This is a genomic window from Neorhizobium sp. PAMB6716 (assembly GCF_058242805.1).
Genome location: NZ_CM177835.1, coordinates 2,618,929 through 2,632,690, shown reverse-complemented (window position 1 = coordinate 2,632,690; position 13,762 = coordinate 2,618,929). Strand labels below are relative to the sequence as shown.

Genomic DNA, 13,762 nt, shown 5'->3' with positions numbered 1-13,762 from the left:
CCTCTTGTCTATTCCCCGGGCACGTCCACCGGCCGGCCCGCATAACGGCGGTGGCCGGAAACGTCGGAGCCGGCATTGGCCTTGAGCGACAACAGCGGCAGCAGCGACGCGAGCGACACCGCCGAGACGAGGAAAAAGGCAAGGTGGAAATCCGCCAGCTGCAGGTGTGAGCCGGAGAGATAGGACGAGGCTTCCAGCACGAAGGCGGCAAAGGCGACGCCGAGCGCAAGGCTGACTTGCTGCAAAACGGAGCTGATGGATGTCGCCTGGCTTGCCTCGTCATCCTCGATTTCTGAGTAGCTCAGCGCATTGGTGCCGGTAAAGAACATCGAACGCGCAAGGCCCGAGGCAAACAGGAAAAGGATGATGACGCCCTGCGGTGTCTGGTCGGTGAAGAAGCCGTTCACGGCCGTCGTTGCGGCGCCCGCAATGCTTGCCCCGATCAGCGTCATCTTGAAGCCCGTCGAGGCAAACAGCCGCTTGGCAACAAATTTCACCGTCAGCGCCCCAAGTGCCCCGGCAAAGGTGGTGAGGCCGGACTGGAACGGCGTCATGCCGAAGGCCAGCTGCAGCATCAGCGGCATCAGGAAGGGCACGGCGCCGGTTGCGATGCGAAACAGCGTGCCGCCGGTAATGGCGGCGCGAAACGCCTGGTTGCGAAACAGCGTCAGCTTGAGGATCGGGGCAGGGTGCGTGCGGGCATGGCGAAGGTAAAGTCCACCGCAGACGAGGCCGATTAGGGTGGTGACGATGCCCACCGCCGGCGGCAGCGCCGGCAGGCTGACCACCGAAAGCCCGAACACGGTGCCGGCAGCCGTCAGCGAAATCATCAGGAAGCCGTAAAGGTCGATCGGCGGTGCATCGCGCCGTTCAATATCGGGCAGGTAGATCGTGGCCAGCCACACACCGACAAGACCCACCGGCACATTGATGAGAAAGATCCAGTGCCAGGTGAAATAGGTGGTGATGAAGCCGCCGACCGGCGGTCCCGTCAGCGGTCCGACAAGGGCTGGAATGGTCAGAAGCGCCATGGCCGAGACCAGATCCTTCTTCTGCGTCGTGCGCAAGAGAACGAGCCGCCCGACCGGCGTCATCATCGCCCCGCCCATGCCTTGCAGGAAGCGCGCCATGACGAATTCCACGACGGACGAGGAAACGGCGCAACAGATGGAACCCACCACGAAAACGAGGATTGCGACGCGAAAAATGCTTTTTGCGCCGAACTTGTCGGCCATCCAGCCGCTGATCGGAATGAAGACGGCCAGCGCCACCATGTAGGAGGTCAGCGCCAGCTTCAGCGTGATCGGCCCGACGCCAAGGTCGGTCGCAATCGCGGGAAGGGCGGTGGCAATGACGGTGGAATCCATCTGCTCCATGAAAAGAGCGACGGCAAGGATGAGGGGGACAATCCGGTTCATGGCAGGCATGCTTTGCGAAACTTCGGCTGGCGTCTTCCTACGCCTCGTTTGGGCGTCCGGCTACTGGGTTTCAGGGTGTCTGGCATGGCTATCACGACTACGTGACAGGCGTTCTCCTTTGCATGTCTTTGCCATATCTGTTGCTGCGACCGGTCACGACGGCACACGCGCATTCGGTCTGCGCATGGGAGGGTGGCAATGCATAACTCTAAATTGGGGCGGCGCGCGCTTTTGGGCACGGCGGGGGTGGGCTTTCTGGCCGCACCGGCGGTTTTGTCCGGACGCGCCCTGGCGCAAGCCAGCAGCACACAAACCTCGACGGATAGACATATGACAAAAGTCCTGCCGGCAGATACCCACAGCTTCAAGCTCGGCGAGTTTGAGGTTCTGGTGGTGAAGGACGGCGCCCGCGCCTCCGGCAAACCTGGCGAAACCTTTGGCACCAACCAGAAGGAGCAGACGGTTTCGGCACTGCTGGAGCAAAATTTCCTGCCCAAGGACAATTTCGTCAATTCCTTCTCGCCGACGCTGATCAATACCGGCAGCGACCGGGTGCTGTTTGATACCGGCTTTGGTGAAAGAGGCCGAGCCGCCGGCAATGGCCGTCTGCTGGAGGGCCTTCAGGCTGCCGGCTACCGCCCGGAAGACGTGACCGTGGTGGTGCTGACGCATCTGCACGGCGATCACATCGGCGGCCTGATGGAAGGCGGCAAGCCGGCCTTTCCGAACGCGCGCTACATCATCGGCCAGGTGGAATATGATTTCTGGAGCAGTTCGGCGCGCGTCGGCACGGCAGCGGAAGGCGGCCACAAGGCGGTGCTTGCCAATGTGAAGCCGCTGGCTGACAAGGCGACGTTCATCGGCAAAAGTTCAACCGTGGTGAGCGGCATTACCAGCCTGGAAGCCTTTGGCCATTCGCCCGGCCACATGATCTACAATGTCGAATCGGGCGGGCGTCGCCTGGTGCTGACGGCCGATACGGCCAACCATTTCGTGCTGTCGCTGCAGCGGCCGGACTGGGAAGTAAAGTTCGACATGGACAAGAAGGCGGCCGCCGCAAGCCGCAAGACGGTGTTCGACATGCTCGCCACCGACCGCGTCGCCTTCCTCGGTTACCACATGCCGTTTCCAGCTGTCGGCTACGTGGAAAAGCAGGAGACGGGCTACCGTTTCGTGCCCAAGTCCTACCAGTTCGACATCTGAGCGGATCGTCACCTGTTAGCCTTTGAAAAACCCGGGAGTTCGGCTTCCGGGTTTTTTCTGTTTCCTTCCCGTCATAACCGTGTTACCAGCCCTCGCCAACTTCCCATTCCTGAAGATCGCCTCCGGTTAACCTCCCGCCGGACCGAACTTCCATTCATTAAAGGAAATTGGCCATGGCTCGCATTGTAGAATCTGCAACCGGCGCGGACGCGCTTACCTTCGACGACGTGCTGTTGCAGCCGGGACATTCGGAGGTCATGCCTGGCCAGACGAACATCGCCACCCGCATCGCCCATGACATCGAGCTGAACCTGCCGATCCTGTCGTCTGCCATGGATACGGTCACGGAAGGCCGTCTGGCGATTGCCATGGCGCAGGCTGGCGGCATCGGCGTCGTCCACCGCAACCTGACCCCCATCGAGCAGGCCGAGCAGGTTCGCCAGGTCAAGAAGTTCGAAAGCGGCATGGTGGTCAACCCCGTCACCATCGGGCCGGAGGCAACGCTTGCCGAAGCCAAGGCGCTGATGAGCGCCCATGGCATTTCCGGCATCCCGGTTGTGGAAGGCACAAGCCGCCCCGGCCGCCTCGTCGGCATCCTGACGAACCGCGACGTGCGTTTTGCCTCCGATCCCAGCCAGAAAATCTATGAGCTGATGACGCGGGAAAACCTCATCACCGTGAAGGACGGCGTCGAGCAGCAGGAGGCCAAGCGTCTCCTGCACAGCCACCGCATCGAAAAGCTGCTGGTGGTCGATAATCAGGGCCGCTGCATCGGCCTCATTACGGTGAAGGACATCGAGAAGTCGCAGCTCAACCCGCATGCCTCCAAGGATGTGCAGGGACGCCTTCGGGTCGCGGCTGCCATCTCCACCGGCGAGGACGGTCGCGAGCGCGCCGAGCGCCTGATCGAGGCCGGTGTGGACGTGATCGTTGTCGATACCGCCCACGGTCATTCCCAGAAGGTTCTGGATGCGGTGGCTGAGGTGAAGAAGATGACGAACGCCGTGCGCATCATCGCCGGCAATGTGGCAACCGGTGACGGCACCCGCGCCCTCATCGATGCCGGTGCGGACTGCATCAAGGTCGGCATCGGCCCGGGTTCGATCTGCACCACGCGCATCGTCGCCGGCGTCGGCGTGCCGCAGCTGGCCGCCGTCATGGCCGCCGTTGCCGAAGCCAACAAGCACAACATTCCCGTCATTGCCGATGGCGGCATCAAGTTTTCCGGTGACGTGGCAAAGGCGATTGCGGCCGGCGCGTCTGCCGTCATGGTCGGCTCTCTTCTCGCCGGCACCGATGAAAGCCCGGGCGAGGTCTATCTCTACCAGGGCCGCTCCTTCAAGGCCTATCGCGGCATGGGCTCTGTGGGCGCCATGGCCCGCGGTTCTGCAGATCGTTATTTCCAGGCGGAAGTGCGCGATACGCTGAAGCTCGTGCCTGAAGGCATCGAGGGCCAGGTTCCCTACAAGGGCCCGGTCTCGGCCGTGCTGCACCAGCTCGCCGGTGGCCTGAAGGCTGCCATGGGTTATGTCGGCGGCAAGGATATCCTCGATTTTCAGGAAAAGGCCACCTTCGTGCGCATCTCCGGCGCCGGCCTTCGCGAAAGCCATCCGCATGGCGTGACGATCACCCGCGAAAGCCCGAACTACCCCGGCGGCGCCTGAGGTTTCTCGTCAACCCTGCACAAACTTCGCGGCTGGCAGCCATTGCCAGCCGCCGTTTCCCTCTTATGCTGGGGTATCCGGGGATCGTTCCGGATATCGGGGGGAAGTCATGAAAATCATTCTTGCAGGCCTGCTTCTGGCCGCCGGCCTTTGTTCCGCAGCCGCCGCCCAGACGGTGCGCGAAGGCACCTATGACGTTGCCGGCACCAATCTCGACGGCTCGCCCTACGATGGCACCGCCGTCATCACACTCACCAGCGAAACCACCTGTGCCATCGAATGGTCGACGGGCGGCACGACGTCTGAAGGAATCTGCATGCTGCACGACAATGCTTTTGCAGCTGGCTATGTGCTCGGCGATGCTGTCGGCCTCATCGTCTACGAGGTGAAGGACAATGGCGTGCTGGATGGCGTCTGGACGATTTCCGGCGAGGACGGTGCCGGCACCGAGGTGCTGACCCGCAGGAACTGATCGTTTTCCTTCGGGGGTTCCGTATCCCCGAGGCTTTCCCTCGCGGGTGTCCTTCGTCTATGACATGGCCAGTGTCTGCCGAACCCCGAGGATGAGTGATGATTTCCAACGAAGCGATGATCTGGCCGATGGTCGCGCATGCGGCCCTCGTCCTCATTCTTTACGTGCTGCTGTCGAAGCGGCGGGTGGCGGCGGTGAAGGCCGGGCGGGCAACCGTCTCGCAGTTTCGCGCCAACCTTCAGGAGCCGGAGGACAGTCTTTTCGTCCATAACAACCTGAAGAACCAGTTCGAGCTGCCAATGTTCTTCCACATCGGTTGCCTGGCGTTGTTTGCCGTCGATGGCGACAATATTGGCACCGTCATCCTCGCCTGGCTGTTCGTTGCCTCGCGTTATGCCCATTCTTATGTGCATGTCACCAGCAACCGGGTGTTCCTGCGCCGCAACCTGTTCATGGTTGGCGTGGCAAGCGTTGTCGGCATGTGGGGCTGGCTCGTCGTGTGGCTGGCGCTCACCTGATAGATTGACGGCTTTTGCGGCAGATCAAACTGTCACAGGGTCCGATCCTCTAGAACCGGTGCAGGCGGAAAGACCGCTTGCAAGGCAGTCGCGCGGCACCATCAGGTGCCGTCACCGGTTCGAGGAGAAGATCCATGGCAGCAATGATGAAGGCCGCAGTGGTGCGCACGTTCGGCAAGCCGCTCACCATCGAGGAAATGCCGATCCCGGAACCCGGCCCCGGCCAGATTCTTGTCAAATACGAAGCAACCGGCGTCTGCCACACGGATCTGCACGCAGCAAATGGCGACTGGCCGGTCAAGCCCAATCCTCCCTTCATTCCCGGCCACGAGGGCACCGGCTACGTGGCAAAGCTTGGCGCGGGTGTCTCCCGCATCAAGGAAGGCGACCGCGTTGGCGTGGCCTGGCTGCACACCGCCTGTGGCTGCTGCAACCCCTGCCGCACCGGCTGGGAAACGCTTTGCGGCAGCCAGCAGAACACCGGTTATTCGGTGAACGGCACCTTTGCCCAATATGGCCTGGCCGACCCGGATTTCGTCGGCCGCCTGCCGGATAATCTCGAATTCGGAGCGGCTGCCCCCATCCTCTGCGCTGGCGTCACCGTCTACAAGGGCTTGAAGGAAACCGAGGTGCGCCCCGGCGAATGGGTGGTCATCTCAGGCATTGGCGGCCTTGGCCATATGGCGGTGCAATATGCCAAGGCCATGGGCATGCATGTGGTGGCCGCAGACATTTTTGACGACAAGCTGGAGCTTGCCAAGAAGCTTGGCGCCGACGTAACGGTGAACGGCCGCGACGCTGATGCCATCGCACAGGTGCAGAAGGCAACCGGCGGCGCCCACGGCGCGCTGGTGACTGCCGTTTCGCCGAAGGCCATGGAACAGGCCTATGGTTTCCTGCGCTCCAAGGGCACGATGGCGCTGGTCGGCCTGCCGCCGGGTTTCATCTCGCTGCCGGTATTCGAGACAGTGCTGAAGCGCATCACCGTGCGCGGCTCCATCGTCGGCACCCGTCAGGATCTCGAGGAAAGCCTTCAATTTGCCGGCGAAGGCAAGGTTGCCGCGCATTACTCCTGGGATAAAATCGAAAACATCAACGACATCTTCCACCGCATGGAAGAAGGCAAGATCGACGGCCGCATCGTGCTCGATCTCGCCGGCTGACAACTCCCGACGCATCTATGACAAAGCCGTCCCGCCCCGGGGCGGCTTTTTGCATCTCCCCGCATGAACGAAGTTTAATCTTGCAGGTGATGACAATTTGAAAGCTGCGCCCCATGTGAAGATGAAGATGCTGCAGTTGCGAACAAGCAGAGAGCATCGGGAGTTCAGGGCATGCGGTCCATCGAAAATATTCTTGTCTTCCAGGGCGGCGGTGCGCTTGGCGCCTATCAGGCCGGCACCTTCGAGGCGCTTCACAAACAAGGCATCAAGCCGGACTGGCTCGCCGGCATTTCCATCGGCGCCATCAACTCCGCCATTATTGCCGGAAGTCCTGACGATCGGCAGGTGGAAAATCTGCGGCAGTTCTGGGACATGGTCTCTTCCGGTCTCGATTTTGGGCCGGTGGTTCAGCATGATGCCAAGCGGCTCTTCAAGGACTGGTCTGTGCTTGCCGGCGCGATGACCGGCATTCCCGGCTTTTTCTCGCCCCGCCTGCAGACCCCTTACCAGCTTCTGTTCAACCGCGACGTGACGATCAGCCATTACGATACGGAACCGCTGTTGAAGACGCTCGACAGGCTTGTCGATTTCGACCGGATCAACCAGGGCGAGGTGCGCCTCAGCCTTGGTGCGGTCAATGTGAAAACCGGCAATTTCGCCTATTTCGACAATCGAGACATCAAGCTCTCGGCTCGCCATGTGGCGGCCTCCGGCGCGCTTCCGCCGGGCTTTGCGCCTATCGAGATCGACGGCGAGTTTTATTGGGATGGCGGTCTCGTCTCCAACACGCCGCTGCAATATGTGCTGGCGGCCGATGGTTTTGAGGCGGATCTGTGCATCTTTCAGGTCGATCTGTTTCCCGCCCGTGGCCAGATGCCGCGCGACCTTCTGGAGGTCGATGCGCGCGTTAAGGAAATCCGCTATTCCAGCCGCACGCGCATGAACACCGACGAGTTCGCCCGCAAGCAGATCTTTCGCCGCGCCGCCCGCCGCCTTCTCGAAAAGCTTCCGCCGGAGCTTCGCGACGACGAGGATGTTAAACTGCTTCGCTCCGTCGGCATCGAATACGATGTGACGCTGGTCCACCTCATCCATCGCAGCGCCGCCTATGATTCGCACGCCATGGATGCGGAGTTCTCGCGCGCCAGCGTCGAAGCCAACTGGAAGGCCGGATATGACGATGCGATGCACACGCTGAACCACCCCAAGTGGAAAAAACGGGGCCGTCCGAAGGATGGCATCCAGATCTTCGATCTCGCCCAGGACAGGCCGCGAGACGAATAACGACGGACCCTCAGCCGGTACAAACACACCGACGGGGCGGCCCGATTTCAAGGAGACCGCACCATGACCCTCAACGGAAAAATCGCCATCGTCACCGGATCGGCAAGCGGCATCGGCGCCGAAATCGCCAGGCGTTATATCGAACAGGGCGCGAATGTCGTCATCGCCGATCTCAGGCTCGATGCGGCGGACGCGAAGGCGAAGGAACTGACCGCCATCGGCCCCGGCCGGGCGATTGGCGTTGCCATGGACGTGACCGACGAAGCGGCGGTGAATGCGGGCGTCGCAAAAACCGTGGAAACCTTCGGTCGCGTCGATATTCTCGTCTCCAATGCCGGCATCCAGATCGTTCACCGCATCGAGGATTTCCCGTTTGCCGACTGGAAGAAGATGCTGGCCATCCATCTCGATGGCGCCTTCCTCACCACCAAGGCCTGCGTGCCGCATATGAAGGCGAGTGGCGGCGGCGCGGTCATCTACATGGGCTCCGTTCACTCGCACGAGGCCTCGCCGCTCAAATCCGCCTATGTGACCGCAAAGCACGGGCTTCTTGGCCTTGCCCGGGTGCTTGCCAAGGAAGGCGGCGAGTTTGGCATCCGCGCCAATGTCATTTGCCCCGGTTTTGTGCGCACGCCGCTCGTTGACAAGCAAATCCCCGAACAGGCGAAAACCCTTGGTATTTCCGAGGATGAGGTGGTGAAGCGGGTGATGCTCGGCGAAACCGTCGACGGCGAATTCACCACGGTGGAGGATGTGGCCGACGTTGCGCTATTCCTCGCCGCCTTCAAGACCAATGCGCTGTCTGGCCAGTCGATCACCGTCAGCCACGGCTGGCACATGGGCTGAGCCTTCTCCGTCCACCGGAGCATCACGTCGACGCAACCCGCGCCGCTCCTCAAGCATCACGCAAAGTTGTGGTGCGGGTGGCGGCCGGGCCGCTTCCAAAACCTGCGCTTTCGCCCATCTTGTCCCAAGCCTTGGGGATTTGATGGAGGAAACGCAATGACCGACAAGCCGAAGATCACGCAGGCGATGATCGATGCCTATGACGAATATACGCATCTCAGCCTCGATCGCCGAAAATTCATGGAAAAGCTGAGCCTTCTCGCCGGCTCGGGAGCGGCTGCTGCGGCCATCGCCCCGATGCTGGCGGCAAGCAGTGCGCAAGCAGCGATCGTGCCTGTAAACGACGACCGGCTGACGGCCGAGGACATCACCTATCCCGGTTCGGGCGGCGAGATGAAAGGTTATCTCGTCACGCCGAAAAATGCCGCCGGCGCGCTCGGCTCCGTCATCGTCATCCACGAGAACCGTGGCCTGAACGAGCATATCCGCGATGTCGCCCGGCGCGTTGCGCTGGATGGTTTTGTGGCGCTCGCCCCGGATTTCCTCTCCCCGAACGGTGGAACGCCCACGGATGAGGATCAGGCCCGCCAGATGTTTTCCAGCCTCGACATGGGTGCCACTACCGCCAACGCCGAGGCGACCCGCGCCTTTCTGGCAAAGCGCGCGGGCGCAAACGGCAAGGTGGGGGCTGTCGGTTTCTGCTGGGGCGGCGGCATGGTGAACCGCATGGCGGTGGCATCACCGGAGCTGAACGCCGGCGTCGCCTATTACGGCGCCCAGCCACCCGCCGCAGACGTTGCGAAAATCAAGGCGCCGCTCATGCTGCACTACGCCGGCCTCGACGAGCGCATCAATGCCGGCATCGATGCCTATCGCAAGGGGCTGGAAGCCGGCGGCAAGACGTTTGAAATCTTCATCTACGACGGCGTGAACCACGCCTTCAACAACGACACCTCGTCGGCCCGTTATGACAAGGCGGCAGCTGACCTTGCCTGGAGCCGCACCGTGGCATTTTTCCGCAAATATCTGGCGTAATCTTACTGCCAGAGGCCGTGCCCGCATCAGCCGGCACGGCCCTCAAATCCTGCTCACCACCCCGGCATCAGCTGGGCGGTGCGCAGGCGGGCGGCAGCGCGGCCAAACGCCTTCATGTCGCCATCGAGATCGTCAGGTGCAACGGCCGGCGAGATGTTGTCGAGGCAGGCGGTGATGTGATCGGTGATCGCCGTCATCAGCGAGGGCGACAGGCCCGGCCGCTTCATCAGGCCGATCTGCACCGGCGGAAGCGGCGGAAAACCGTCCGACTGGCTCAGAACCTTCATGCCCGGGCGAAGGGCCGATTCCGGCAGGATCGACACGGCCATGCCGGCGAGAACCGCTGATGCCACCACCATGGACGACCAGCTGGTAAACAGGATCTGGTATTCGCGCCCGTCCGCATCGAGCGCCGAACAGGCAAGCTGGCGCCAGTTGCAATCGCGCCGGCCGACAGCCAGCGGCACCGGCGCATCGTCGCGCAGCGGATGGTTGGCCGAGGCCACCCAGCAGAGCGGCTCTGTGCGCACCACATCCGACTGGCGGGCGCGGGGATTGTGGGTGACAAGCGCAATATCCAGCTCGCCGCGCGCCATCTTTTCCGCCAGATCCACCGAGGGTTCGCAGACAATGAACAGCTCGACATTCGGATGCGTCTTTGCAAAACGCCCGATGATCTCAGGCATGTAGCGGTCGGCGTAATCGTCGGGCGTGCCGATGCGCAGCGTGCCCTCCAGCCGGTTGTCGTCGAAGGCTGCAATTGCCTCGTTGTTCAGCCGGATGATGCGGCGGGCATAGTTCAAGAGCTTTTCGCCCTCCAGCGTCAGCCGGTTGCCGCGCCCGTCCTTGGCAAACAGCTGCTTGCCCACCCGCTCCTCCAGCCGTCGCATCTGCATGGAGACGGCGCTCTGCGTCTTGAACACGCGGTCGGCGGCCTTGGTGAAACTGCCGCTGTCGACGATGGCGACGAAGGTTTGCAACTGGTCAGTATCAAGTGGAGCAGACATTGGAGCACCCATCAGTGAGTTTGATGCTAATCATTAGAAACATTCGTTGGACTGATCAATGGTGATTTCGCATAACGCAAGGGCAAAGCCAAACAGATGTCGCTTTTCAAGCGCCGTCCCTGCCTTCCTTCCAGAAACGGCGGCCCGATCCAGCGGCCTGACACTGTTGGAGGAATGAATTTTCGTGCCTGACGAAAGGAAGTTCCCATGAGCACGACTGAACGGACCATGACCCGCACCCTCTCCGCCACCCGGAAGGTCAATGGGCGCCTTTTTGCCGATGTGATCGCCTATACGGCGGCATGGAGCAAAACCGTTCTTCGTGCCCTTCGCAATCGCAAGGCCATGAATGCGCTGAGCGAGCTTGAAGATCACCAGCTGTTCGATATCGGCCTGACACGGCTGGAGGTCGATCGTGCGATGATCCAGTCGGGCCTGTTTGAGGATCCCTATTCGCTCCTGCCACCGCATGCCCGCCAGCGCGGCCGCCGGTCGCTGTTAGTGAACAAGCGCGCCTGACCACCAGTTTTCCCCGCAGGGTAACGCCAATGACCCTGCATACTTGCCCGGCCGGTTTATCCGCGCCGGGCTTTTTTATGGCCTGCAAACCTCTGCAGGGCAGGGCCTCTGGTTCAGGCAGTGATCAAACGGAAGCCTTGGGCGCATCGCCGGCCTGCGCGCGTACATAACCCTCGAAGATGGCTTCCATATTCTTCTGATAGGCTTTCTGCACTTCGACGCCGCTATCGAACATGCTGGAGAGAACGGCCTGGAATTTCTCGATCTCCGGCTTGCCAGTCGGCGTCTCGGACGCCTCAGTCTTCGGCGCTGCGGCTTTGGCTGGCTGTGGGGCAGCCTCGGGCGCGGAAAAACTGCCGCTCATCATGTCCTGAAAAGCCTTGGCGAACGGATTGTCGGTGAAAGGGTTGGTCTGCTGGGCTGCCTCTGCGGGCTTTTCCAGCCCCCACATGCTGCGCATGGCCTGGAACATCGGGTTGTCGAAGGGAATGGCCTGCGGCTGCGGCTTGGGTTTGGGCTGGAAGCCGATCGCCTGCAGCCATTGCTGCGTCGCCTGGCCCATGGCTTCCGGCGAGAAGGGATTGGCGGAGACCTGGCCGGTCATCTGCTTGAAGAGCCCGCCCATGATCGTGTCGGCCATGGCCGGCATCATCTGTTTCAAAACATCCTGGCCGATGCCGGTCAGTTGTGCCGCCTGCGCCGCAATCGCGCGCGACACATCCTTGGAGCCGAACAGGCGTTCCAGCACCGCATTGCCATCGGCCATGCCCTGCGGCGTGAAAGCCTTGTTGATGTCCTCGAAATATTTGCCGTAGGCGCCGGAAAACATGCCGCTCATCAGCGCGCTGAAATCATATGGGTTGTTGCTGGTGCGCTTGAGGCCTGAAGAAAACGCCGGCAGGAGGGCGGCCATGGCCTGCGCCGCCTGCTCCTGGGCCAGATTGAACTGCTTGGCCAGAGTGTCCATCGCGGCGCCGTTCTGCGCCTTCAGCATCATGTCGAACAGCGGCAGCATGGTAACCGGCTCCTTCCTGGATTCCCCTTGTATCCAGCTACTATAACTGGAAAAATCCGGGACGGAACCGGTTTGTTCAGCTTTAAACTGTCCCGTGGCGGGAAGGCTTGAGGCTCAATACTGGCATTCGTCGAAAACCGGCTCAACGGAGCCGTTCCAGCGGCCGTGGTAAAGCGACAGCAGTTCTTCCGCCAGCACCTTCTTCTTGGCCAGAATCTCTTCCAGCGGCTGCAGAAACACCGATTCGTCCTGACCCTCGCCGTTCAGCCGGTTGCGGGCCTTGAGGCCTTGTGTGGAAACGGAAAGAATGTCGCGCGCAACCTCCATCAGCGGGCGCCCGGCAATTTTTGCCGCAAGCCCCTCGACCGGCACGGCATCGCGCAGCGCCAGCACATCCTGATAGGTCCAGTCACGGGTGATCTCTTCGGCAGCGGTCATTGCGGCATCGTCATAGAGAAGGCCGACCCAGAAGGCCGGAAGCGCGCAGATGCGCCGCCACGGGCCACCGTCTGCGCCGCGCATTTCCAGATATCGCTTCAGGCGCACATCGGGAAACAGGGTGCCGAGATGGTTCGTCCAGTCGCCAAGCGTCGGCTGCCAGTCGGCCACTTCGCCTTTCAGCGCGCCTGCCATGAACTGGCGGAAGGTGACGTGGGTGCAATCGTGATATTTGCCGTCGCGCACGATGAAATACATCGGCACGTCGAGCGCCCATTCCACATAGGTGGCAAAACCGAAACCGGGCTCGAAGGCCTTTGGCATCAACCCGCCGCGGGCATTGTCCGTATCGCGCCAGATCTCGCCACGCCACGACAGAAGCCCGTTCGGCTTGCCCTCGGTAAAGGGCGAGGAGGCAAACAGCGCTGTCGACAGCGGCTGCAGCTTCAGCGACAACTGCATCTTGCGCGCCATGTCGGCTTCGGAGGAGAAGTCGAGGTTCACCTGGATGGTGCAGGTGCGGTACATCATGTCGAGCCCGTGGCTGCCGACCTTCGGCATGTAACGGGTCATGATCTTGTAGCGGGATTTCGGCATGACCGGCGTTTCCGCCAACGTCCATTTGGGGCTGCCGCCAATGCCGAGGAAGCGGATGCCCATGGGCTCGGCAATCTCGCGCAGCACAGCCAGATGCTGGTTGGATTCGCGACAGGTCTCGTGCAGCGTTTCAAGCGGCGCGCCCGACAGTTCGAACTGGCCACCCGGCTCGATGGAGATCGCGCCCATGCCACCGGTCTCGCCAAGCCCGATGATGTTGTCGCCATCCATGATCGGTTCCCAGCCGAGCTTTTGCTGCATGCCCTTCAGAAGCGCCGAAATGCTCGCCTCGCCGAAATAGGGAACCGGCGAATTGTCGGTGCGGAAGAAGGCGAACTTTTCGTGTTCGGTGCCGATGCGGAAATCGGCTTCCGGCTTGCAGCCCCCGGCCATATAGTCGGCAAGTTCCGAAACGGAGGTCAGCGGGGTGTGATCGGTGGTATCGCGGGCCATGAAGTCGACCTTGTTTGAAGTAGGAGCCTTGAAGCAGGACGCTATCCCGAACGCTGCAATCAGACCTTCGGAAAAGTTGCTTGTACCGGATCTAGCGGCGGTGCAAGTGAATTTCTCTGAACGCAGAATG

13 protein-coding genes are annotated in these 13,762 nt (G+C 61.6%); 9 read left to right on the top strand and 4 right to left on the bottom strand.

Annotated features, from left to right (window positions below):
- Positions 1–8 precede the first annotated feature (8 nt).
- Positions 9–1,418, bottom strand: a complete 1,410-nt coding sequence (locus tag AC4CWH_RS12935) for a DHA2 family efflux MFS transporter permease subunit (protein WP_491319064.1) — start codon at positions 1,416–1,418, stop codon at positions 9–11.
- A 198-nt stretch (positions 1,419–1,616) separates the two neighbouring features.
- Here AC4CWH_RS12935 and AC4CWH_RS12930 point away from each other — a divergent pair, with 198 nt between their 5' ends.
- The 8 genes from AC4CWH_RS12930 (at position 1,617) to AC4CWH_RS12895 (ending at position 9,603) form a co-directional block, all read left to right on the top strand.
- Positions 1,617–2,621, top strand: a complete 1,005-nt coding sequence (locus tag AC4CWH_RS12930; protein WP_491319063.1) for an MBL fold metallo-hydrolase — start codon at positions 1,617–1,619, stop codon at positions 2,619–2,621.
- Positions 2,622–2,794: 173 nt separating this feature from the next.
- Positions 2,795–4,285 (top strand): IMP dehydrogenase, encoded by a 1,491-nt coding sequence (gene guaB / locus AC4CWH_RS12925; protein WP_491319062.1) that lies wholly within the window; start codon positions 2,795–2,797, stop codon positions 4,283–4,285.
- Between the two features lie 109 nt (positions 4,286–4,394).
- On the top strand, positions 4,395–4,757 hold the full coding sequence (locus tag AC4CWH_RS12920; protein ID WP_491319061.1) for a hypothetical protein: 363 nt from the start codon (positions 4,395–4,397) through the stop codon (positions 4,755–4,757).
- A gap of 98 nt (positions 4,758–4,855) precedes the next feature.
- On the top strand, positions 4,856–5,275 hold the full coding sequence (locus tag AC4CWH_RS12915) for an MAPEG family protein (RefSeq protein ID WP_491319060.1): 420 nt from the start codon (positions 4,856–4,858) through the stop codon (positions 5,273–5,275).
- 134 nt (positions 5,276–5,409) lie between these two features.
- Entirely contained in the window at positions 5,410–6,438 is a 1,029-nt protein-coding gene (gene adhP / locus AC4CWH_RS12910; protein ID WP_491319059.1) for an alcohol dehydrogenase AdhP, read from the top strand.
- 171 nt (positions 6,439–6,609) lie between these two features.
- A complete protein-coding gene (locus tag AC4CWH_RS12905) occupies positions 6,610–7,722 on the top strand; it encodes a DUF3734 domain-containing protein (RefSeq protein ID WP_491319058.1) in 1,113 nt (370 codons plus the stop codon).
- A 63-nt stretch (positions 7,723–7,785) separates the two neighbouring features.
- Complete coding sequence (locus tag AC4CWH_RS12900; protein WP_491319057.1) at positions 7,786–8,568, top strand: 3-hydroxybutyrate dehydrogenase; 783 nt, start codon at positions 7,786–7,788, stop codon at positions 8,566–8,568.
- Positions 8,569–8,724: 156 nt separating this feature from the next.
- Positions 8,725–9,603 carry a dienelactone hydrolase family protein gene (locus AC4CWH_RS12895; protein WP_491319056.1) on the top strand — a complete coding sequence of 293 codons (879 nt, stop codon included), beginning with the start codon at positions 8,725–8,727 and terminating at the stop codon, positions 9,601–9,603.
- A 53-nt stretch (positions 9,604–9,656) separates the two neighbouring features.
- Here AC4CWH_RS12895 and AC4CWH_RS12890 read toward each other — a convergent pair whose 3' ends face one another.
- Complete coding sequence (locus tag AC4CWH_RS12890) at positions 9,657–10,610, bottom strand: LysR substrate-binding domain-containing protein (protein WP_491282408.1); 954 nt, start codon at positions 10,608–10,610, stop codon at positions 9,657–9,659.
- 207 nt (positions 10,611–10,817) lie between these two features.
- Here AC4CWH_RS12890 and AC4CWH_RS12885 point away from each other — a divergent pair, with 207 nt between their 5' ends.
- Positions 10,818–11,129: a YjiS-like domain-containing protein gene (locus AC4CWH_RS12885; protein ID WP_491319055.1), complete on the top strand. Its 312-nt coding sequence runs from the start codon at positions 10,818–10,820 to the stop codon at positions 11,127–11,129.
- 124 nt (positions 11,130–11,253) lie between these two features.
- Here the strand turns inward: AC4CWH_RS12885 and AC4CWH_RS12880 are convergent, their stop codons facing one another.
- Together AC4CWH_RS12880 and AC4CWH_RS12875 are read right to left on the bottom strand one after the other, a co-directional pair.
- A complete protein-coding gene (locus tag AC4CWH_RS12880) occupies positions 11,254–12,144 on the bottom strand; it encodes a DUF937 domain-containing protein (protein ID WP_491319054.1) in 891 nt (296 codons plus the stop codon).
- A gap of 114 nt (positions 12,145–12,258) precedes the next feature.
- Positions 12,259–13,632 carry a glutamate--cysteine ligase gene (locus AC4CWH_RS12875; RefSeq protein WP_491319053.1) on the bottom strand — a complete coding sequence of 458 codons (1,374 nt, stop codon included), beginning with the start codon at positions 13,630–13,632 and terminating at the stop codon, positions 12,259–12,261.
- Between the last annotated feature and the right edge of the window lie 130 nt (positions 13,633–13,762).